Genomic DNA, 20,035 nt, shown 5'->3' on the forward strand with positions numbered 1-20,035 from the left:
CTCCCGTTCAGGCTTTGGCGGCTTGGATCGCGGTCCAGACGCGGCTGGGGCTGGCAGGCATGTCCAGGTCCTTCACGCCCAGTGGCGCCAGCGCGTCCAGCACGGCGTTGATGACGGCGGGTGGCGAGCCGATCGCGCCGGCCTCGCCGCAGCCCTTGGTGCCCAGCGGGTTGGTGGTGCAGGGCGTGGTCACGTGGCCGAGGCGGAAGTCGGGCACATCGTCGGCGCGCGGCATGGCGTAGTCCATGAACGACCCGGTGACGAGCTGGCCGGTCTCGCGGTCGTACACACAGTTCTCCAGCAGCGCCTGGCCGATGCCCTGGGTGAGGCCACCATGCACCTGGCCTTCCACGATCATCGGGTTGATGATGGTGCCGAAGTCGTCCACGGCGGTGAAGCGGTCGATGCGCACCACGCCTGTGTTCGGGTCCACCTCCACCTCGCAGATGTGCGTGCCGGCCGGGTAGGTGAAGTTGGTGGGGTCGTAGAACGCGGTTTCGTTCAGGCCCGGCTCCAGCTTGTCCAGCGGGTAGTTGTGCGGCACGTAGGCGGTGAGCGCGACCTGACCGAAGGTGACCTTCTTGTCGGTGCCCTTCACGGTGAATTCGCCGTTCGCGAACTCCACGTCGGCGTCGCCGGTCTCCATCAGGTGGGCCGCGATCTTCTTGGCCTTGGCCTCGATCTTGTCGAGCGCGCGCATGATCGCCGCGCCGCCCACCGAGATGGAGCGCGAGCCGTAGGTGCCCATGCCGAAGGGCACGCGGCCGGTGTCGCCGTGAACGATGTCCACCTGCGATGGGTCCAGACCGAGGCGCGAGGCCACCACCTGCGCGAAGGTGGTTTCGTGGCCCTGCCCGTGACTGTGCGAGCCGGTGAACACCGTGACGCTGCCGGTGGGGTGCACGCGGACCTCGCCGCACTCGAACAGCCCAGCCCGCGCGCCGAGCGCACCCGCCACGTTCGACGGCGCCAGGCCGCAGGCCTCGATGTAGCTGCTGTAGCCCACGCCGCGCAACAGGCCCTTGGCTTTCGACGCCGCCTTGCGCTGCTCGAAGCTGGACATCTCGGCCAGTTCGTTTGCCTTCTGCATGCACGCGGGGAAATCACCGGTGTCGTACTGCAGGGCCACGGGGGTCTGGTACGGGAACTCGGTGATGAAGTTGCGGCGACGGATCTCGTCCTGCGACAGGCCGGTTTCCCAGGCCGCGCGGGTCACGATGCGCTCGAGCAGGTAGGTCGCCTCGGGACGGCCCGCGCCCCGGTAAGCGTCCACCGGCGAGGTGTTGGTGAACCACGCGTCCACCTCCACGTAGATCTGCGGCGTCTTGTACTGGCCCGCAAGCAGCGTGGCGTAGAGGATGGTCGGCACTGCGGTGGAGAAGGTGGACAGGTACGCGCCGAGGTTGGCGTCCGTGTGCACACGGAAGGCGAGGAACCTGCCGTCCTTGTCGAGGGCGAGCTCGGCGTGCGTCACGTGGTCACGGCCGTGCGCGTCGCTCAGGAACGCCTCGGAGCGGTCGCAGGTCCACTTGATCGCGCAGTTCAGCTTCTTCGACGCCCAGGTCAGGCACACGTCTTCGGCGTACAGGAAGATCTTGGCACCGAAGCCACCACCCACGTCGGGCGCGATCACGCGCACCTTGTGTTCCGGCAGGCCGAGCACGAAGGCCGTCATCAGCAGCCGCTCCACGTGCGGGTTCTGGTTGGCCACGTAGAGGGTGTAGTCGTCGCCTGCGCGGTTGTAGCTGGCGATGGCGGCGCGCGGTTCCATGGGGTTGGGCGCCAGACGGTTGTTGATCAGGTCGATCTTGGTCACGTGGGCCGCACCGCTGAAGGCCGCGTCCACCTGGCCCTTGTCGCCGATGGCCCATTTGTAGCAGTGGTTGTCGGCGGCGGCTTCGTGCAGCGAGGGCGCCCCCTGTTTCATGGCGTCGCGCACGTCCACCACAGCAGGCAGCGGGTCGTAGTCCACGTCCACCAGCTCGGCGGCGTTCTTCGCGTTCTCCAGTGTGTCGGCCACCACCATGGCCACGTGGTCGCCCACATAGCGCACCTTGCCAAAGGCGAGGATGGGGTGTGGCGGCTCCTTCATGGGCTGGCCGGCGGTGTCGGTGATGAGCCAGCCACAGGGCAGGCCAGCCACCTTGTCGGCCGCGACGTCGTTGCCATCGAGCACGCCGATCACACCGGGCGCCTTCAACGCCGCGCTCTTGTCCACCTTGCGGATGTTGGCGTGCGCATGCGGCGATCGCACGAACACCGCGTGGTGCATGTTGGGCAGGATGATGTCGTCGGTGTACTGACCGGCACCGGTGAGGAAGCGGTAGTCCTCCTTGCGCTTGAGCGATTCGCCGATGTGCGGAAGTTGGGAGAAGTCGGATGCACCCATGGTCGTGCTCCTCAGGCCTTCATGGCCGCAGCGCCTTGCTGCACGGCCTTGACGATGTTCTGGTAACCGGTGCAGCGGCACAGGTTACCTTCGAGGAGTTCACGGATTTCGCCGGCACTCGCGCCCGGGTTCGACTTGCACAGGCTCACGGAACTCATCACCATGCCCGGTGTGCAGAAGCCGCATTGCAGTCCGTGGCAGTCCTTGAAGGCCGCCTGCATCGGGTGCATGGTGCCGTCGGCGCTGGCCAATCCTTCGATGGTCGTGACGTCGCAACCCGCCGCCTGGGCCAGCAGCATGTTGCAGGACTTGACCGCGCGCCCGTTGAGCATCACGGTGCAGGCGCCGCACTGGGCGGTGTCGCAGCCCACATGGGTGCCGGTGAGGCGGAGGTTTTCGCGGATCGCCTGGACGAGCAGCGTGTGGGGCGGTGCATCGATGGTCACCGGTTTGCCGTTGACCGTGAGTTGAACCTGCATGGGTTGTCTCCTTGTTGTGGTGGGGCACAACAAGTGTGAGCACCGGCCCGGGCGCGGATTTGCGGGTTAACCCTGAAAACTCCCGGCTGGCACCAATCATTCTCAATTTGAGACGGGGGCCACGAATCGGCGCCTACTTGAGACGGGGGCGCTCCAGCTTCGGCTGCACCGCGCGCAGGCGGCCGGCGCGAAGCTCCCGCACCGCATGGGCCACCGCCAGCGCCGCGTTGCGCGCCTCGGCCTGCACGCCGGTGTCCTTGTCGAGCGTGTCGTGGCTGTTGTGGTACGGCTCGTAGTAGCCGATGAACCGGTCCAGCCGGGCCTGGGGACCGGCATCGATCAGACCCATCCAGTCCAGCCAGTCGCACAGGGCGCGGCGCGTTCCCTCGATGCCCGCCACGTCGCCGTGCACCACCACGCCGTAAGCCCGACCGGCCAGGTGCCGCGGGTAGTCCCATCCGGCCTTTTCGAGGGCCTTGGCCTTTTCGGGCTTCTTGCCCCCGGTGGAAGTCGGGTCCGGGTTGCCGCCGTCGGCACACACCAGCCGGTCGATCATCAGCTTGAGCGGGCTGGGGCTCTGGTACCAGTAGACCGGCGTGACGATGAGCACCGCGTGCGCGGCGGTCCAGCGCTCGTAGATCTCGGCCATCCAGTCGTGCGTCTGGTTCAGGCTGTGGTTGGGGTAACAGCTGCAGGGCCAGTGGCACAGCGGCATGGCTGTGGACACGCAGCCCTTGCAAGGGTGGATGTGCAGGGCGTAGCTGGAGGTCAGCAGGCTCAGGTCCAGCAGGTCGACCTCCATTGACTCCGTCTTCAACGCCTGCTCGGCGATTTGCGCGAGCCTGAAGCTTTTGGACATTTCACCTGGACAGGTGCCGTCATTGCGCGCGGCACTGCACACCAGCAACACACGAGAGGCCGTTGATTTCTTGTGCCAGCGGGTCTGTGCCTCGTCGATACGCCTCTTCGTCTCCACCCATTCGCTCGACAACTCGTATCCGGGGTCTGCATAGCCCGGTCCAGCCTTCTGGGTGATCGGCGCCTTGCGGCCCTCCTGATAGGCGTCCCAGGCGATTGCCGCCAACCGCTCGATGCTTTCGTCTTCCGCGCGGAAGGCCGGGTCCGTGAAGAAGGCGCGGAAGCGATCGTTGAATTGCGCGCGCTTGAGCGGTGCCGGCGCCTGGCCTGTGCGGACTTTTGTCATGGGTCGCTGCCGTGTGGGGTTGACCGACCAATATGAAAGCAGTCAGGGAGAACGTCTGTTCGCCACCGCACGATGGTGTCAATCCGGCAGGCGGTGGAAGCGCATGGTCCAGTTCACTTCCCAGCTGAGGCCGCCGTCCGCCGAAAAGGCCTGTTCCCAGCCGGGTGATGCGGTCTGCATGTCCGTCCAGCGGAAGCGCACGCGGATGGGCCTGCTGTCGAATACGTCGTCGGCGAAGAAAGTGCCCACGCCATGGTCGAACCGGCCGACGACGGGCACATCCAGCCGGTGCGGTTGCCGGCCATCGAGCCACCATATGGACCATTGGCCCGTCCGCGCGTCGTGCGCCCGCAGCGTGGCGGCGCGGTAGCTGCCACCAGGCAGGTGCAGCAGGTTGTCGTCCACGTTGCCCTCACCACCCAGCAGAGGCTGCGCAGAGCAGGTGCCGTCGAAACGGTCCCAGTCCGTGCAGCCGCACAGGCGCTGGCGCAGGCGGCGGTGGTCCACGCGCCAGTGGCCGTGGAGGAAGTCGAAATCATGGGCGCTGTTGGTCATGGAGTTCCTTTCAGGCGTGCAAGGCCGAGCGGGCGGTGGGGACCAGGCGGAGGCCGTTGGCGGGGCAGGCGAGCCACGGCGCCAGCAGGGGCTGCGCCTGGCGCGCCCAGGCGCCGCTGCGCAGGAAGGCGTTGAACGCGGTCATGTGGTCGAACATCGCCAGGCCCACCAGCACAGGCCCGTCCTCGCGCACCGGCAGGCGTGGAAAGTTGTTGGGGCTGTGCTCCGTCACATACCAGCCCGTGCGCTGCGCACCGTGCTGTCGCAGCAAGGGTGAGAACATGTCGCGGCAGAGCGCCAGAAGTTCGTCGCTGGCCGGTGCGCGCAGTGGGAAGACGCTGACATCCAGCAGGCCGGCAGGCTGGGCGGTGCTGCCGGGCGTGGCGCGGGCGGGGGTGTCGCTGTCGATGCCGGCGCCGAGCCAGGCAGGGCGGAGCAGGAGCACATCGTCCGAGTCCACCATGGTGGCGTTGGCGGCATCGCGGTGTGTCTGCCACACCGGGCCACCGTAGAACGCGTCCAGTCCAGCCGCCCGGGCCGCCATGTCGGCGAAACCGCGCAGCCAGACAAAGCGGTTGGCGTCGTCGAGGTCACGGAACTGACCGATCACGCGCATGCCGGCGGTCTCCTGGGTTTCCACAAATTCGCGGTCGAAGAGTTCGATGAGGGTGTCGCGCTGGCCAGGGTGCAGCGTGTAGCGGCGCAGCTCGACGATGGACGATTCGGGCATGTGGGGACTCCTTGAAATGAGGAGTGCCGATCATGCAGTTCATAACATGACAAGGTGTGTCATGTTTAAATCGGCAACCATGCAAGCCGGTCGACTGCTGTCCATCCTGATGCTGTTGTAGGCGCGCGGTCGAATGACAGCGCCCGAGCTTGCGCGGGCGATGGAGGTGTCGACGCGCACGGTGCTGCGTGACATCGACCAGCTTTCCGCCGCCGGCGTTCCCCTGTGGGGCGAGCGTGGGCGCCTGGGCGGTTTCCGGTTGCGCGAAGGGTGGAGCACCCAACTCACCGGCATGACCGAGCCCGAGGCCAGCGCATTGCTGCTGGCCGGGCTGCCCGGGCCCGCGACAGAACTCGGTCTGGGCGCGGCCGCGGCATCCGCCCGGCTGAAGCTGGTGGCCAGCCTGCCCGGTGAATGGCGCGAACAGGCCGACCGCGTGGGACAGCGGCTGCACATCGACCCGGTGGACTGGTACCGCACGCAGGACTCGCCGCGTTTTCTGCGCGAGGTGGCCGATGCCGTCTGGCGCGCGCGCCGCATCGAGGTGCGCTACGAGAGCTGGCGCGGCGAGACTCGTCGTGTGCTGGAACCGCTGGGCCTGGTGCTCAAGGCGGGTGCGTGGTACCTCGTCGCGCGTGCAACCGACCGTCTTCCCAGACCCGAATCGGTGCGCACCTATCGGCTGGCCAGCCTGCTGGAACTGCAGGTGGGCGCCGCCTTCCGCCGTCCGAAACACGTCGATCTCGGCGCCATCTGGCAAGCCTCCGCCGCGCGCTTCGAGGCGGAACTGCGCTCGGTGGAGGTGCGCGCCCGCGTCACGCCGCGCTGTCTGAAATGGCTCGCGAATGCGCGCATTTCCTTTGCCTCCCATGTCGACGACGAAGTGACGTTGCGCGTGGAATCCGTGGCGCAGGGCGCGCGGCAGCTGCTGGGCTTCGGCGGTGAGATCGAGGTGCTGTCACCTCCTGCGCTTCGCGAGCGCATGGCGCAGCAGGCGGCGGCGGTGCTGGCGCGCCACCTCTGAAAAAACGCACTTTCGAGGGCGGCGCAGTCAACCTCATCGCGCCTCGATCATTCGTGCCGAATCCCGCTCTTTTCGATCATCCTTTTTGTGGGGTGGTGCCTGCGTCTGATGGAAGCACTGCAATCGAATAGCCTCCGCGGTTTCCAAAGTGAGCCTGCTCTGGGAGGTGCGCGCGCAGCGTGCATGAAGGGGCTCAATCAACAAGAACCGAGCGGAGCGAGGGGATCGCGGTGGGCAACAGGACAGGCGTTGTGATGGGTTTGGGGGATGGGCGTGATGGAGGTCGGAATACCGGAACGCCTGGTCTGAGGGGCTACCGGCGGGTGCGCGCCTGCAGGCCGGGCGCAATATCCTGCTCAAGACCACCAGCGGGGACATGACCCTGCGGGGCACGCAGATCGAGGCCGCGGGTGACGTGAGCCTGGCCTCGGGCGGCGTGGTGAACTTCGAGGCGGCGCGCACGCACGAGCAGGCGCGGGAGTCGGGCACCTACGTGTCCATGAACATCTCGCCCGAGCTCGACCTCAAGAGCGGGGGCCTGACGGGCACGGCGGACTTCTCCGCGCGCAACAAGGAGCGTGTGATCACGGCGGACACGGCCCATGTGGGCAGCGTCAAGGCTGGGGGGAACCTGAGCGTGAGCTCACGCGGTAACCAGACCTACGAGGGCACGCAGATGGCCGCCGGGGGCACGCTCGGGCTGCAGTCCGAAGAGGGCAGCATCGTGCTGGCCGAAGCCCGCTCCACGTTCGATGGACGCTGGTGGTGCCCAGGGTGGTGACTTCGCGCACCAGCAGACCCAGAGCCAGAACCCGTTCAGCAACCGCTTCGACAGCAAGATCGACAACCACTTCGACAACCACTTCGACAACCAGATCGACAACCAGATCGACATCGCTGCTGCCGAAGGCGATCCCATGGCGCTTGGGAAGCAAGGCGAGATGAGTGCTGAGCGGCGAGCAGAAATCGACAACAAGGCTGCCAATTTCGTAAAGGCAGGCAAACCAGAGAAACAAGAAGTTTCGGAGAAATTTGAAACGGCTCTGAAGGGCATGGTCGAGCACGAAGTCAACCGCCCGTCGAAAGCCGCAGCCAAGGAGTTGATCACCCATGCAGGCGTGTCGGAAAGCCTTCAGAAGAAATCCGCCAATTCCAACATATTGAATGCGGGCTTAACCACTCTGGCCAAACAGGCGGTGACGCTCCCGACACGGATGATCCCGTCGATTGTTTCTCAGGTTCCCAGTGAAATCCTGACGAAGGAAGCCGCTAGCTGGGTTGGTGGGGCAATGAGAGGTATGGCTCATACCGGCGTCAGCATTGGCCTCGAGACTCTTCAGATCAATCTGGGAGAGAAGCTCGTAGACCCAAAACCGACATTCTCTGATGCCAAGCTTCAAACCATGAAGAAGCAGGTTGAAAGTGGAGGGCGTTTGTTCATGAAATCCATGATGAAGGGTGTGGACATCGCAGTAATAGAAAAAATTGCTGAAAATTCCGAATTGAATGCCGACGCCTATAGTGATGCTAAAAAACAGGCCAGGAGAGAGCAGGGCCGGTTTTCTGAGAAGCAATTGGCAGTCGCTGAAACGGTGTTGACCGAAACGTTGGATACGGGTGCCAAAGTTGCATTGCTTGCAACAGGAGTTCCGGGTCCTGCCCATCAGCTTGTTTCACTGGTGACATATCCTTCTGCGGCAATGCTGAGTCGACACTTCAAAAATGATCGCAGTATCAGGATGCTTGCAACCCAGACATTGGCAAACTATGAAAATCTGGTGGAGCAGAAGCTTGATTCAACGCAGATGCAAGAAGAGATTCAAAATCTGGGGGGTAATATCCAAGATCACTTCTTGACCGAGGGTGTTGCAAATTATCAGCGTGTGCGTGATTTGAAAGTGCTGCCGAAGCTGGAGGCCATGGAGTCTAAACTGGCCCAGACCTCGGCTAACGAATTTCGCAAAGGAATTCTGAGCGAATCGGAGGATAAGCGGGAGCTGCAAGACACACAAAGAGCTATCGCACTTAGAGAAAATTTGAATGTGCTGGACTGGAATATCCTTGGTCAATACTCACGAGAAGTGAGTGAAAAAAGGGCGCTGGACAAGTTGGTTGCCGAGGTGCAGTCCACGAAAACTCGCAGCGATGCTGCGAAGTTGGTCAAAGATACGGAGGTTCGTAGTGCATTGATTTATGCCATTGTGGCCATCCCTACCGCCACGGGAGCAGAACGGGACTCGTTGACTAAGCATGTTGACACGGTGCGACTCCATCTGAAGGAACTTGGCCTTGATTTGAATGAGACTATTGGAGTTGGTGAAGATACGAAGGCTCATGCATTGAAAGGCCTGGATGGAAGTTCATTGCTTGGTGTGGGAGATATCAAGGTTGATCAATTTACTAATAAGGAAATTAACTCTCTTTTGGAGCAACGTGCATGGATTAGGCGTGATCTGAATAATTTGTTAGAGGCAAGCGCCAATCGAGGTGAAAAGGTGGAGCTTTCTTCGGAATCGAAGGGGGCCCTTCTGAAAGAAGCGTTGGATGCAAGGAATGACCGTCAATTGGCGTCGGAAGCTCTGATTTCTTACCGCAAGGAGGTGGATGATTACATTCACTTCCGTAGTCCTCCATCGGATGGGGTGATTTCGAAGATGATTGATCGATATAAGGGTGTGAGTTTCTCTCCCTCATGGAAACAAACTGCATACTCCTCTATCAACAAGACGCCACTGCTTTTGGGGATGTTGTATGGCTATACGCCTGCAGGTGACTACATTACTGAATTGCTGGAGGGCGCTACATCGGATCAGAAGAACGCTCTAGGTGGGGCAGTTGCGACGGCGTTTTTGGCCGGTACCATTGCCAATCTTGATCTCGGCCTGACGCTCCAACCGACCAATAGCAATTCAAATTGGAAGCCGGGCCTTGCGCAGTACTACATCCTCCCGGAACTCTCGTTCTTCGAGAGGTTGGGAAAGAGGATGAACACGCCTCTCATACAGTTTTCCAGTGCTCCTCCACCATCCAAAAACTCGGCATTGAGCCTGAGGCCAGACGCTTCGGCCAGTCCGTAATCTGGGCTTTGGTCTATGGAATGTGTGCAAAATTTGCCCGTGTGCCTCGCGCTGCTGGGTGCTCCACGCACTGTCGCTTCACAACCCAATGGATTCGCTGAATCTTTGGTCAGTGGGCATGGGCTGAAAGCTACCGGCAATCAACCGTGCACCGTCAAACACAGGAGGCATGTCATTGAACCGCATGCGCGGGTCGCCGGTCACTTTGGCCATGCCCGCGTCTCTGGTGGCCTTGTCGGGCCACTCCACCCAGGACATCACGACGGTGTCGTCCGGCCCGGCGCCCGCCGCCTTGAGGAAGTTGCTGTAGGCGCCGGCATCGAGGCGGACGTCATCGCCGTGGTAGGTGGAGGCGTCTGGTCCCGATTCGTCGAGCCAGCACTTGGTCACCCGGGTGGCGCCGTGTTCGCGGACCACCTGGGCAGAGATGGTGGCCATGTGCTCGTCGCCGGCCTTGTTGGCGCGGGGGCACGGGGGCGAGATAGCAGTCGATGTGGGCCATGCTCTCCCCATTTCGTGGTGCGCTGGCTAGGTGGGTGTGAACCAGATCGTTGCTGTCCGCATGCCCACCCAGGTGAGCGCGAGTGAACCGAGCAGGTGCAGCGCCGAGGTACCGACCGCGAGTGCGAAACGGCCATGCTGCAGCATCGAGATGACCTCGGCCGAGAAGGTGGAGAAGGTGGTGAGCGCGCCCAGGAACCCGGTGATGACGGCAAGTCGCCATGCGGGGTCGATCTGTGTCTGGCTCTGGAAGAACACCACCGCCATGCCCACGATGTAGGCGCCGATCCAGTTGGCGGCCAGTGTGCCCCAGGGGAGCACGGCGGCACTCTGGTTGAGCCAGAGGCTCAGGCGCCAGCGGGCCAGGGCGCCGAGCACCGCTCCGATGGAAATGGCGATGACGCTGTGCATGGCGGCGGGGTGCGACTGGAGATGGGCTTCAGAACGGCGGGCCGTCGTCGTCGGCACCTGCCATGGCGGGTTCGCGTTTCGCTGGAGCCACGGGTTCGTTGTCCGAGGCGGCGCCGAATGCCATCTCTCCGCCCAGGGCTTCAATAAGTTCCGGGATGAGCTTCTGCAGTTCGCCGGTGGACAGAGCGACGTCGGCATCGAAACCGTTTTCGTCCGCTTCGGGCCGGCCGTCGAACACGCCTTCCAGGAAGTTGATCTTCTTGACCTGCAGGGATTCGGTGAGCACGAAGCCGATGCGGCCTTCCCAGCTCATGGCCAGGCGCGTGGGCAGCTTGCCTTCGGTGATGTGTTTGCGCACCTCGTCGGTGGCCAGGTTGTGGCGCGTGAACTTCACGACCGACTTTTCCTCGTCGCCCGACTTCAGCTCGCACTCGCGCTCTACTGCGAATCCACCGGGCCATTCGTCGGGCGTGGTGGCCGAGAGCCATTGCGTCATGGCGGTCTGCGGCGTCACGGCGGTCTGCAGCAGGGTGATGGCGAGACCGTCGAACGCGCGCACGAGGGCGGTGACCACTTCGTCGATCTTGCCCTGGCTGCTGGCGTCGGTGACGAGCCAGCCGTTCTTCGGGTCGATCCACACCCACACGTTCATCTGCCGCGCAAAAGCCTGGGGCAACAGGGCGAGCAGGGCGTCTTCGCGCAGGGCCTTGGTTTCCTTCTTGCCCGGCTTGCGACCGGTGGTGGCTTCGATGTGGTCGGCTTCTTCCTGGGCCTTTTTCTTCACCACAGAGCCGGGTACGCCCTTGGTCTCGATCTGCAGCCTGAGGATGCGCTGACCGGCGACCGCTTCCACCAGCGGGCCGTGGGCCTCGCCGCGCGGCTCGACCCAGCCGACGGCCTTGTCCTGCGTGGCGCCGCAGGGCACGAAACGGGCCGCGTCCAGCGCGGCCTCCATGTCTTCCAGCGTCGCGTCCCACCCGGGCGCGATGCGGTAGATCGTCACATTCTTGAACACGGAAAAGTCCTCTGAAAAAACAACCGCCGCACGGTGGCGGCGGAATGTGTCAGTGTAGAGGATGGCTGCCGGCCATTTCGCTCGCCTGTTACATCTGAGCGGGCAGCCAGGACACGATCTGCGGGAACCACCAGAGGAGCAGGACCGCCAGGACCATGATGAAAAAGTAAGGCATGCAGACCTTGGCGATCCAGGTGATCTCGCGTTGCGTCATACCTTGCAAGACGAACAGATTGAAGCCCACCGGCGGTGTGATCTGGGCCATCTCCACCACGATCACGAGGAAGATGCCGAACCAGATAAGGTCAATGCCCGCAGCGGTGATGGTGGGAAGGATGACGCCCATGGTCAGCACGATCATGGAAATGCCATCGAGGAAGCAGCCCAGTACGATGTAGAACAGCGCGAGCGCCAGCAACAGCGCACCCGGCGACAAGTTCAGGCCGGCCACGAACTCGGCGAGATGGCGTGGCAGACCGATGTAACCCATGGCCAGCGTGAGAAAGGCCGCGCCCGCAAGGATCAGCGCGATCATGCAGTAGAGACGCGTTGCGCCGAGCAGCGAGTCCCGGAAGGTGGCCCAGCTCAAGGAGCCCTGCGCCGCCGACAGGACGAGCGAACCCACCACGCCCACCGCAGCGGCCTCGGTGGCGGTCGCGATGCCGGTATAGATGGTGCCGATCACGCCGCCGATGAGCAGCACCACCGGAATGAGATGGCGAGACTCGCTGAGCTTCTCCTTCAGGCTCATGCGGATGTCACCGCGTGGCACCTTGTCGGGGTTGAGCAGGGCCCAGATCATCAGGTGTCCGCTGAACAGACTGGCGAGCAGGAGGCCGGGCAGCACGCCGGCAACGAACAGTTTGGCAATCGAAACCTCGGCAGCCACACCGTAGACGATCATGATGATCGACGGTGGTATGAGCAGGCCCAGCGTGCTGGCGCCACCCAATGAACCCACGATCTTTTCGGGTGGGTAACCGCGTTTCGTGAGCTCGGGAATGCTCATCTTGCCGATGGTGGCGCAGGTGGCGGCCGACGAGCCGGAGACGGCAGCGAAGATGGTGCTGCCCAGAATGTTGGTGTGGAGCAGACGACCTGGCAGCGCATTGACCCATGGCGCCAGACCGCGGAACATGCTTTCGGAGAGCTTGGTGCGAAAGAGGATCTCGCCCATCCACACGAACAGGGGCAGTGCAGTCAGTGTCCAGCTGCTCGCGGCCCCCCAGATGGTGATGGCCATGGCATCACCCGCTGGTCGGGACGAGAGCAGTTCCATGCCGATCCATGCGACGCCGGCCAGGGTGAGGCCGATCCAGACGCCGCTGCCCAGAAAAGCGAACAGCGAAATGATCAGAAAGGTGGTGATGACGACATCACTCATGGCGTGTCTCCCCACTGTCGTGTGAGCGTTTGCGCCGGAACTCCAGCACCCATTCGTCGATGAAGGCGATCAGCAGCACGGTGGTTCCCAGGCCCATCAGAACCTGTGGAATCCACAGCGGTGTGGCATCGCTGGAGGTGGAGATGTCGTGAAACGTGTGGGATTGCCACGTCAGCCGCCATGCGTAGAACGCGAGCAACCCGGCGAGCAACACAGCCACGCTGAGCGACCACAGTTCCAGGCCTCTGCGCGCGCCGCCACCGAGCTTGCCGATGATGAGCGTGACCCGGATGTGTTCGCCCCGTTTGAGGGTGTGAGCCAGGGCCAGGAAACCAGCCCCGGCCATGGCGTATCCGGCATAGGCGTCGGTGCCTGGCACATGGAAGTGCATCAGGCGTCCGAGCATGGACAGCAGCACCATGACCAGCACGCCGATCATGAAAAGTGCCGCCAGCCATGCCGAGCCGGTGTAGAGCGCGTCGAGCGACTTCCGCATTTACTTGCGGTATGCGTCGAGCATGGCCTGACCCTCGGGGCCCGCCTTCTCCAGCCATTCCTTGACCATCGTCTCACCGACCTTCTGCATGTCGGCCTTGAGCGTGGCCGATGGAGGCTCCACCGCCATGCCATTGGTCTTGAGGATGGCGAGCGTATCGGTATTGACCTTCTGCGATGCAGCCCAGCCGCGTGTCTCCGCCTCTGCGCCTGCCTTGAGCACGGCATCTTGCGTGGCTTTGTCCAGTGCGTCGAAGGCGCGCTTGTTCATGATGATGGCATTCTTGGGCAGCCATGCCTGCACGTCGTAGTAAAACTTCAGATGCTCGTAAAGCTTGCTGTCCACGCCGGTGGCACCCGAGGTCATGTTGGATTCGACGACACCAGTGGCCAGCGCCTGCGAAAGCTCGGCGGCCTGCACGGTCACGGGCTGGGCACCCACGAGTTCTGCGATGCGGGCGGTGGCAGGGCTGTACGCGCGCCATTTGCTGCCCTTGAGGTCAGCGGCACTGGTGACAGGCTTCTTGCTGTAGATGCCCTGCGGCGGCCATGCCACGGTATAGAGCAGCATCATGCCCTGCTCGGCCAGCTTCTTTTCCAGAATGGGCTTCTGCGCCTTGTAGAGCTTCATGGAGTCGGCATAGCTGGTGGCGAGGAATGGCAGACCATCGGCACCGAACATCTGCCACTCATTCTGGTAAGCCGCGAGCAGGATCTCGCCGATCTGCGCCTGGCCACCCTGCACCGCGCGCTTGATCTCCGGCGCCTTGAACAACGATGCACCCGCGTGCACGGTGATCTTGAGCTTGCCGCCGGTGGCCCTGTCCACATCGTTGGCGAACGCCGTCAGGTTGACCGTGTGGAAGTTGGTGGCCGGGTAGGCGGCGGGCAGGTCCCATTTGGTCTGGGCCAGGGCGGGAAGGCTGACGGCCATGGCGGCAGCGGCCACGGAGAGGCTGAACAGGCGACGTTTCATGTTGAAGGCTCCAGGTGGGTATGGACACAGGTCGTGCTGCGATTTGCGGCACGGTGGACTCTAGCGATGAGCGGACGAAGTGTGATCGGTATTTTCCCTTGATGTCAATAAATTGTTGGCAAATTGTCGGCATAACGCCTAAACTCCGCCGCACCGAAACGACGCAGACTTCTTGCCATGGCCCGTTCCAAAGCAAATGCCAAGCCAGCCACGCAGGCGCCGCCCATCGTGTCTTCAGCTCACCTGGTGTCGCCGCACAGCGCGGAGATGAGCGAGTTCGAATTCGGCCTCATCGTGGCGGGCAATGCTTTCCACCGCTGGGTGGTGCATTGCATGAGCGCCGCCGGGCTGAAGGACCTCACCGCGCTCGATGTGCTGGTGCTGCACCACGTGTCGCACCGCGCGCGTGACAAGCGCCTGGCCGACATCGCTTTCATCATGAACGTGGAAGACACGCACCTGGTGAATTACTCGCTCAAGAAGCTGCAGAGCCTGGGCATGGTCGAGTCGAGCAAGAACGGCAAGGAGGTGACCTATGCGCCCACCGAGACCGGCAAGGGTTACGTCACGCGCTATCGCGAGATCCGCGAAACCTGTCTGATCGATGCGCTCAAGGCGGATGACGCGTTGAACCACGACATCGGCCAGCTCGCGCGATTGTTGCGCGTGCTCTCCGGCATCTACGACCAGGCCGCGCGCTCCGCCGCATCACTCTGAGCTTGAACATGAACACCACCACGCAGGCGTCCCGCTGGCAATTCTGGATCGACCGGGGCGGCACCTTCACCGACATCGTGGCCCGGCGACCCGATGGCTCTCTGGTCACGCACAAGCTGCTCTCCGAGAACCCGGAGCAATACCGCGACGCGGCGGTCGCCGGCATCCGGCATCTGCTGGGCTTGCAAGCCGGTGAGCCGGTGACGCCCGAGCAGGTGGAGTGCGTGAAGATGGGCACCACGGTGGCCACGAACGCGCTGCTGGAGCGCAAGGGCGAACCCACGCTGCTCGTCACCACGCACGGCTTTCGCGATGCGCTGCGCATCGCCTACCAGAACCGACCGCGTCTGTTCGATTGCCACATCGTGCTGCCCGAACTGCTGTACGCCGAAGTGATCGAGGCACAGGAGCGCGTCGGCGCCCACGGCGATGTGCTGCACCCGCTGGACGAAGTGCAGTTGCGCACCAGCCTGCAGGTTGCCCACTCGCGCGGCCTGCGCAGCGTGGCCGTGGTGTTCATGCACGGTTATCGCTTCACCGCGCACGAAGAGGCTGCTGCCCGCATCGCGCGCGAAGTCGGGTTCACGCAGGTGAGCACTTCGCATGGCACCAGCCCGCTCATGAAGTTCGTGAGCCGCGGTGACACCACCGTGGTGGACGCGTATCTCTCGCCCATCCTCCGCCGCTACGTGGAGCAGGTCGCGAGCGAGATGCCGGGCGTGAAGCTGTTCTTCATGCAGTCCTCCGGTGGGTTGACCGATGCCCACGCCTTCCAGGGCAAGGACGCGATCCTCTCCGGCCCGGCGGGCGGTATCGTCGGCATGGCCCGCACGGCCGGCCTGGCGGGGCATGGCAAGGTGATCGGCTTCGACATGGGCGGCACGTCGACCGATGTGTCGCATTACGCCGGCGAGTTCGAACGCGAGTTCGAGACCCAGGTGGCTGGCGTGCGCATGCGCGCACCGATGATGAGCATCCACACGGTGGCCGCCGGTGGCGGCTCCATCCTTTCGTTCGACGGTTCCCGTTTTCGCGTGGGCCCCGAGAGCGCAGGTGCCAACCCGGGCCCGGCGAGCTATCGGCGCGGTGGTCCGCTGGCGGTGACCGACGCGAACGTGATGACAGGCAAGATCCAGCCGCGCCACTTTCCGAAGGTGTTCGGCCCCAAGGCCGACGAGGCGCTGAGCCTGGAAGCGGTGCAGAAGAAATTCGGCGAACTCGCGGCGCAGACCGGTCGCTTGCCCGAGGAGGTGGCAGAGGGCTTCATCAACATCGCGGTGCAGCAGATGGCGAACGCGATCAAGAAGATCTCCGTGGCCCGTGGCTATGACGTGACGCGCTACACCCTGCAGTGCTTTGGCGGTGCGGGCGGGCAGCATGCCTGCCTTGTGGCCGACGCACTGGGCATGACGCGCGTGTTCGTGCACCCGCTGGCGGGCGTGCTCAGCGCGTACGGCATGGGTCTGGCCGACCAGAACGTGATCCGCGAGCAGGCCATCGAGCGGCCGCTGGTGGCAGAGACCTTGCCCGAAGTGGCCGGTGCGCTCGATGCCCTGGCCGATGCGGCGCGTGCGGAGTTGCAGCGTCAGCAGGTGAACGCGGGCGAGACCACGATGCACCGCCGCGTGCACGTGCGCTACGAGGGGTCTGATTCGGCCCTGGTCGTGCCCTTCGGTCGCCTTGCCGAGATCGAGGCGCGCTTCGAGACAGCCTACCGGCAGCGCTTCGCCTTTCTCATGCAGGGCAAGCGCCTCGTGGTGGAGGCGGTGTCGGTCGAGGCCGTGGTGGCCGGGGACGCGCCGCAAGAACCGCGGCTTGACACGCACGAGCCGCGTGAAGTGCCGCGCCGCGAAACGGTGCGCGTGTATTCCGGTGGCCAGTGGCTCGATGCCGCGCTCGTTGTGCGTGAAGACCTGCGGCCTGGCGATGCGATTCCGGGGCCTGCGATCATTGCCGAGAAGAACGCGACCACGGTCGTCGAACCCGGCTGGGAGGCCGTGCTCACGGCGCTCGACCATCTGGTTCTGGACCGTCGCGTGCCGCGAACTGTTACGTATGCCGTGGGTACGACGGTGGACCCGGTGCTGCTGGAGGTCTTCAACAACCTGTTCATGAACATCGCCGAACAGATGGGGCTGCAGCTGCAGAACACGGCGTACTCGGTCAACATCAAGGAGCGCCTGGATTTTTCATGTGCGCTGTTTGATGCCGAAGGCAATCTCATCGCCAACGCGCCGCACATGCCCGTGCATCTGGGCTCCATGGGCGAGAGCATCAAGACGGTGATCCGCGAGAACGGCGGCCGCATGCAGCCCGGCGACGTGTACGCGCTCAACGACCCATACCACGGCGGCACGCACCTGCCGGACGTGACCGTGATCACGCCCGTCTATCTGGGTAGCCAGCCCACGTTCTATGTGGGCTCGCGTGGCCACCATGCAGACATCGGTGGCACCACGCCCGGCTCCATGCCGCCGTTCTCCACGCGGATCGAGGAAGAGGGGGTGCAGATCAACAACGTGAAGCTGGTAGACCGTGGCGTGTTGCGCGAAGCCGAGATGGTGGCGCTGCTGCAGAGTGGCAAGTTTCCATCGCGCAACCCGCAGCAGAACATGGCCGATCTGAAGGCGCAGATCGCCGCCAACGAGAAGGGCGTGCAGGAACTGCGCAAGATGGTCGAGCAGTTCGGCCTGGATGTGGTGCAGGCTTATATGCGCCATGTGCAGGACAACGCGGAAGAGTCGGTGCGGCGCGTCATCACGCGCCTGAAGGATGGCCAGTACATGCTGCCGCTGGATAACGGTGCACAGATCCAGGTGAGTGTTCGTGTGAATGCGGTTGAACGCAGCGCCGAGATCGATTTCACCGGCACCTCGCCGCAGCAGCTCAACAACTTCAACGCGCCTACCGCGGTGTGCATGGCAGCGGTGCTGTATGTGTTCCGGTCATTGGTCGACGACGACATCCCGCTCAACGCCGGTTGCCTCAAGCCCCTGAAGGTGATCATTCCGCCGGGCTCCATGCTCAACCCCAATCCGCCGGCATCGGTGGTGGCGGGCAATGTGGAAACCTCGAGCTGCATCACCAACGCGCTGTATGGTGCGCTGGGCGTGATGGCGGCCAGCCAGTGCACGATGAACAACTTCACTTTCGGCAACGCCGCGCACCAGTACTACGAAACCATCTCCGGAGGCAGTGGCGCGGGCGATGGGTTCGATGGCACGAGCGTGGTGCAGACCCACATGACGAACTCACGCCTGACCGATCCCGAGGTGCTGGAGTTCCGCTTTCCGGTGCGGCTGGAGAGCTACGAGATCCGTATCGACTCCGGTGGCGCTGGACGATGGCGCGGTGGCAACGGCGGTGTGCGCCGCGTGCGCTTCCTGGAGCCCATGACCGCCAGCATTATCTCCAATGGCCGTGTGCACCCGGCATTTGGCATGGCGGGTGGCGCACCGGGCGCGCTCGGCGTCAACCGCGTCGTGCGCACCGACGGGCGCACCGAAGACCTGGCGCATATCGGCCAGGCCGAGATGGAAGTGGGCGATGTCTTTGAGATCCACACGCCGGGCGGCGGTGGTTACGGCAAGGCCTGACTACAACTCTTCCACGCGCCGTGCGGGGTAGCTGTCCCAGGTCTGGCAACCTGGGCACTGCCAGAAATGCTGGCGCGCCTCGAAGCCGCAAGCGGCGCAGCGGTAGCGCCGCAGCGGTGCGCTGGCGTGCTCCAGCGCCTGCTGCACGCGTGCGTGCGCGACCGGGCCGGACAGCGCCTCGCCCGCCATCCACTGTGTGGTGATCACCAGGGACGGCTCGCGTTCCAGGTGGCTGAGGTAGCGGTCGCGCACGGCCTCGGTGCCACTGCTCAGGCTGGCAAGGGCTTCCGTCACATCGATCGAGGGCGAGCGTTCGTCGCTCGCCTGCAGCAGCTTCAGGGCCTCGGCTTCGCGCCCGGTCTGTCGGGCGAGTTCCACCAGGGCGCGCGCGGCCAGGGGCAGGTTCTGTGGTGCGTTCTGGTTCAACCGCACGAGTGCGTCGAATGCCCCTGATGCATCCGATGCCTGGCTCCTGAGGATCGAGAGCGACATCCAGCCTCGCGCAAGTTGCGGCGCACGCTGTACCGCCTCTTCCAGCAGTCGCAGGGCCTTGGCGCTGTCGCCGCTGCGCTGCGCAAGTTCGGCCTCTTCGCACAGGTAGTGCGCCAGGCGGGTGGCGAAGCTGCCCTGTTCGGCGTCTTCGAGGCGCTGCGCGATGAGCTTGGCTTGCGGCCAGTCTCGTGAACGCTCATACAGTCCCAGCAACGCGAGCAAGGCCTCGCCCTCGAAAGCCGAACCCTGAAGCTTGTGCAGCGCGGACTCTGCGCGATCCAGCAGACCCGCCTTGAGGAAATCGAGCGCCAGCGCATGCTGGGCGCGGTCACGGTCCTTGCGGCTGATGTCGGCGCGCGAGAGAAGGTGCTCGTGCACGCGCACGGCACGGTCGTAGTCACCCCGGCGGCGGAAGAGGTTGCCCAGGGCGAAATGCAGTTCGGCGGTGTCAGGGTCGCCCTGTACCGCTTCGATGAAAGCGTCGATGGCCTGATCCTGCTGCTCGTTGAGCAGGTGGTTCAGTCCACGGAAGTAGGCCTTGGGCGCTTGCCGGCCTTCCATGCGCCATTGGCGCAGGTCGAACCGGGAGGCCCCCCAGCCCAGGGCGAATGCAAGGGGAAGGCCCCAGAACAGCCAGGTGAAATCAAAGTCCATGCCGGCGATCGATCGTTTCAGGCGGCAGCAGGGTGGTGTCGCCCTCGAAGGCCGTGCTGTGCAGTACCGAGCTGGTGGCGCCCGCACGGCGCGAGCGCCTTGCGCGCAGCCACAGCGGCAGCATCACGAGCACGCCGAGGAAAACGCCGATCACCAGCGCGACCAGGATCACCAGCACCAGAGGCGCCTGCCAGCTGGCACCAAAGAACAGGTGGAGCGTCACGCTGTCCTGGTTGTTCAGCGCGAAGGCGAACAGCACAAAAAAAAGGGCTGCATTGAGCAGCCACATCAGGTATTTCACGTCGTCCCCTTTGTGGTCGGACGATTGTAGCGAGC

At 63.9% G+C, this 20,035-nt stretch carries 18 protein-coding genes; 5 read left to right on the forward strand and 13 right to left on the reverse strand.

All coding sequences use genetic code 11. From position 1 onward, the window contains the following. Positions 1–7: 7 nt before the first annotated feature. From J2X09_RS17625 to J2X09_RS17645, 5 genes are all read right to left on the reverse strand, one after another. Positions 8–2,389, reverse strand: a complete 2,382-nt coding sequence (locus tag J2X09_RS17625) for a xanthine dehydrogenase family protein molybdopterin-binding subunit (RefSeq protein ID WP_204732045.1) — start codon at positions 2,387–2,389, stop codon at positions 8–10. A gap of 11 nt (positions 2,390–2,400) precedes the next feature. Next, positions 2,401–2,868: a (2Fe-2S)-binding protein gene (locus tag J2X09_RS17630; RefSeq protein ID WP_204732044.1), complete on the reverse strand. Its 468-nt coding sequence runs from the start codon at positions 2,866–2,868 to the stop codon at positions 2,401–2,403. A 133-nt stretch (positions 2,869–3,001) separates the two neighbouring features. Then, entirely contained in the window at positions 3,002–4,072 is a 1,071-nt protein-coding gene (locus tag J2X09_RS17635; protein WP_204732043.1) for a flavodoxin family protein, read from the reverse strand. 78 nt (positions 4,073–4,150) lie between these two features. Further along, positions 4,151–4,627 carry a DUF1579 domain-containing protein gene (locus J2X09_RS17640; protein ID WP_204732042.1) on the reverse strand — a complete coding sequence of 159 codons (477 nt, stop codon included), beginning with the start codon at positions 4,625–4,627 and terminating at the stop codon, positions 4,151–4,153. 10 nt (positions 4,628–4,637) lie between these two features. Further along, positions 4,638–5,357, reverse strand: coding sequence for an NIPSNAP family protein (locus J2X09_RS17645; RefSeq protein ID WP_204732041.1), 720 nt, complete (start codon positions 5,355–5,357; stop codon positions 4,638–4,640). A gap of 133 nt (positions 5,358–5,490) precedes the next feature. Between J2X09_RS17645 and J2X09_RS17650 the strand changes: the two genes are divergently transcribed. The 3 genes from J2X09_RS17650 to J2X09_RS17660 all read left to right on the forward strand — a co-directional run bounded on the left by J2X09_RS17650 (position 5,491) and on the right by J2X09_RS17660 (position 9,458). After that, entirely contained in the window at positions 5,491–6,381 is an 891-nt protein-coding gene (locus tag J2X09_RS17650; protein WP_310308901.1) for a helix-turn-helix transcriptional regulator, read from the forward strand. Positions 6,382–6,712: 331 nt separating this feature from the next. Further along, positions 6,713–7,162 (forward strand): hemagglutinin repeat-containing protein, encoded by a 450-nt coding sequence (locus tag J2X09_RS17655; RefSeq protein ID WP_204732515.1) that lies wholly within the window; start codon positions 6,713–6,715, stop codon positions 7,160–7,162. Beyond that, positions 7,134–9,458, forward strand: coding sequence for a hypothetical protein (locus tag J2X09_RS17660; RefSeq protein ID WP_204732040.1), 2,325 nt, complete (start codon positions 7,134–7,136; stop codon positions 9,456–9,458). The genes J2X09_RS17655 and J2X09_RS17660 overlap by 29 nt, the downstream gene beginning before the upstream one ends. Positions 9,459–9,536: 78 nt before the next feature. Here the strand turns inward: J2X09_RS17660 and J2X09_RS17665 are convergent, their stop codons facing one another. The 6 genes from J2X09_RS17665 to J2X09_RS17690 form a co-directional block, all read right to left on the reverse strand. After that, on the reverse strand, positions 9,537–9,896 hold the full coding sequence (locus J2X09_RS17665) for a DUF1428 domain-containing protein (RefSeq protein WP_310308903.1): 360 nt from the start codon (positions 9,894–9,896) through the stop codon (positions 9,537–9,539). Between the two features lie 90 nt (positions 9,897–9,986). Further along, on the reverse strand, positions 9,987–10,370 hold the full coding sequence (gene crcB / locus J2X09_RS17670; RefSeq protein WP_204732039.1) for a fluoride efflux transporter CrcB: 384 nt from the start codon (positions 10,368–10,370) through the stop codon (positions 9,987–9,989). Positions 10,371–10,398: 28 nt separating this feature from the next. Next, positions 10,399–11,385: a recombination-associated protein RdgC gene (locus J2X09_RS17675; RefSeq protein WP_204732038.1), complete on the reverse strand. Its 987-nt coding sequence runs from the start codon at positions 11,383–11,385 to the stop codon at positions 10,399–10,401. Between the two features lie 88 nt (positions 11,386–11,473). Then, on the reverse strand, positions 11,474–12,769 hold the full coding sequence (locus J2X09_RS17680; protein WP_204732037.1) for a TRAP transporter large permease: 1,296 nt from the start codon (positions 12,767–12,769) through the stop codon (positions 11,474–11,476). Then, entirely contained in the window at positions 12,762–13,265 is a 504-nt protein-coding gene (locus J2X09_RS17685; RefSeq protein WP_204732036.1) for a TRAP transporter small permease, read from the reverse strand. Before J2X09_RS17685 ends, J2X09_RS17680 begins: the two co-directional genes overlap by 8 nt. Next, positions 13,266–14,240, reverse strand: a complete 975-nt coding sequence (locus J2X09_RS17690; protein ID WP_204732035.1) for a TRAP transporter substrate-binding protein — start codon at positions 14,238–14,240, stop codon at positions 13,266–13,268. Positions 14,241–14,417: 177 nt separating this feature from the next. On the opposite strand from J2X09_RS17690, the gene J2X09_RS17695 reads away from it, so the two are divergent. Together J2X09_RS17695 and J2X09_RS17700 are read left to right on the forward strand one after the other, a co-directional pair. After that, a complete protein-coding gene (locus J2X09_RS17695) occupies positions 14,418–14,957 on the forward strand; it encodes a winged helix DNA-binding protein (RefSeq protein WP_204732034.1) in 540 nt (179 codons plus the stop codon). A gap of 8 nt (positions 14,958–14,965) precedes the next feature. Further along, positions 14,966–18,553 carry a hydantoinase B/oxoprolinase family protein gene (locus tag J2X09_RS17700; RefSeq protein ID WP_204732033.1) on the forward strand — a complete coding sequence of 1,196 codons (3,588 nt, stop codon included), beginning with the start codon at positions 14,966–14,968 and terminating at the stop codon, positions 18,551–18,553. On the opposite strand, the gene lapB is transcribed toward J2X09_RS17700, so the two are convergent. Together lapB and J2X09_RS17710 are read right to left on the reverse strand one after the other, a co-directional pair. Continuing rightward, positions 18,554–19,699 (reverse strand): lipopolysaccharide assembly protein LapB, encoded by a 1,146-nt coding sequence (gene lapB / locus J2X09_RS17705; RefSeq protein ID WP_204732032.1) that lies wholly within the window; start codon positions 19,697–19,699, stop codon positions 18,554–18,556. Beyond that, positions 19,689–20,000, reverse strand: a complete 312-nt coding sequence (locus J2X09_RS17710) for a lipopolysaccharide assembly protein LapA domain-containing protein (protein ID WP_204732031.1) — start codon at positions 19,998–20,000, stop codon at positions 19,689–19,691. The genes lapB and J2X09_RS17710 overlap by 11 nt, the downstream gene beginning before the upstream one ends. Positions 20,001–20,035 lie beyond the last annotated feature (35 nt).

This window comes from Hydrogenophaga laconesensis (assembly GCF_031457235.1).
Classification (GTDB): Bacteria; Pseudomonadota; Gammaproteobacteria; order Burkholderiales; family Burkholderiaceae_C; genus Hydrogenophaga; species Hydrogenophaga laconesensis.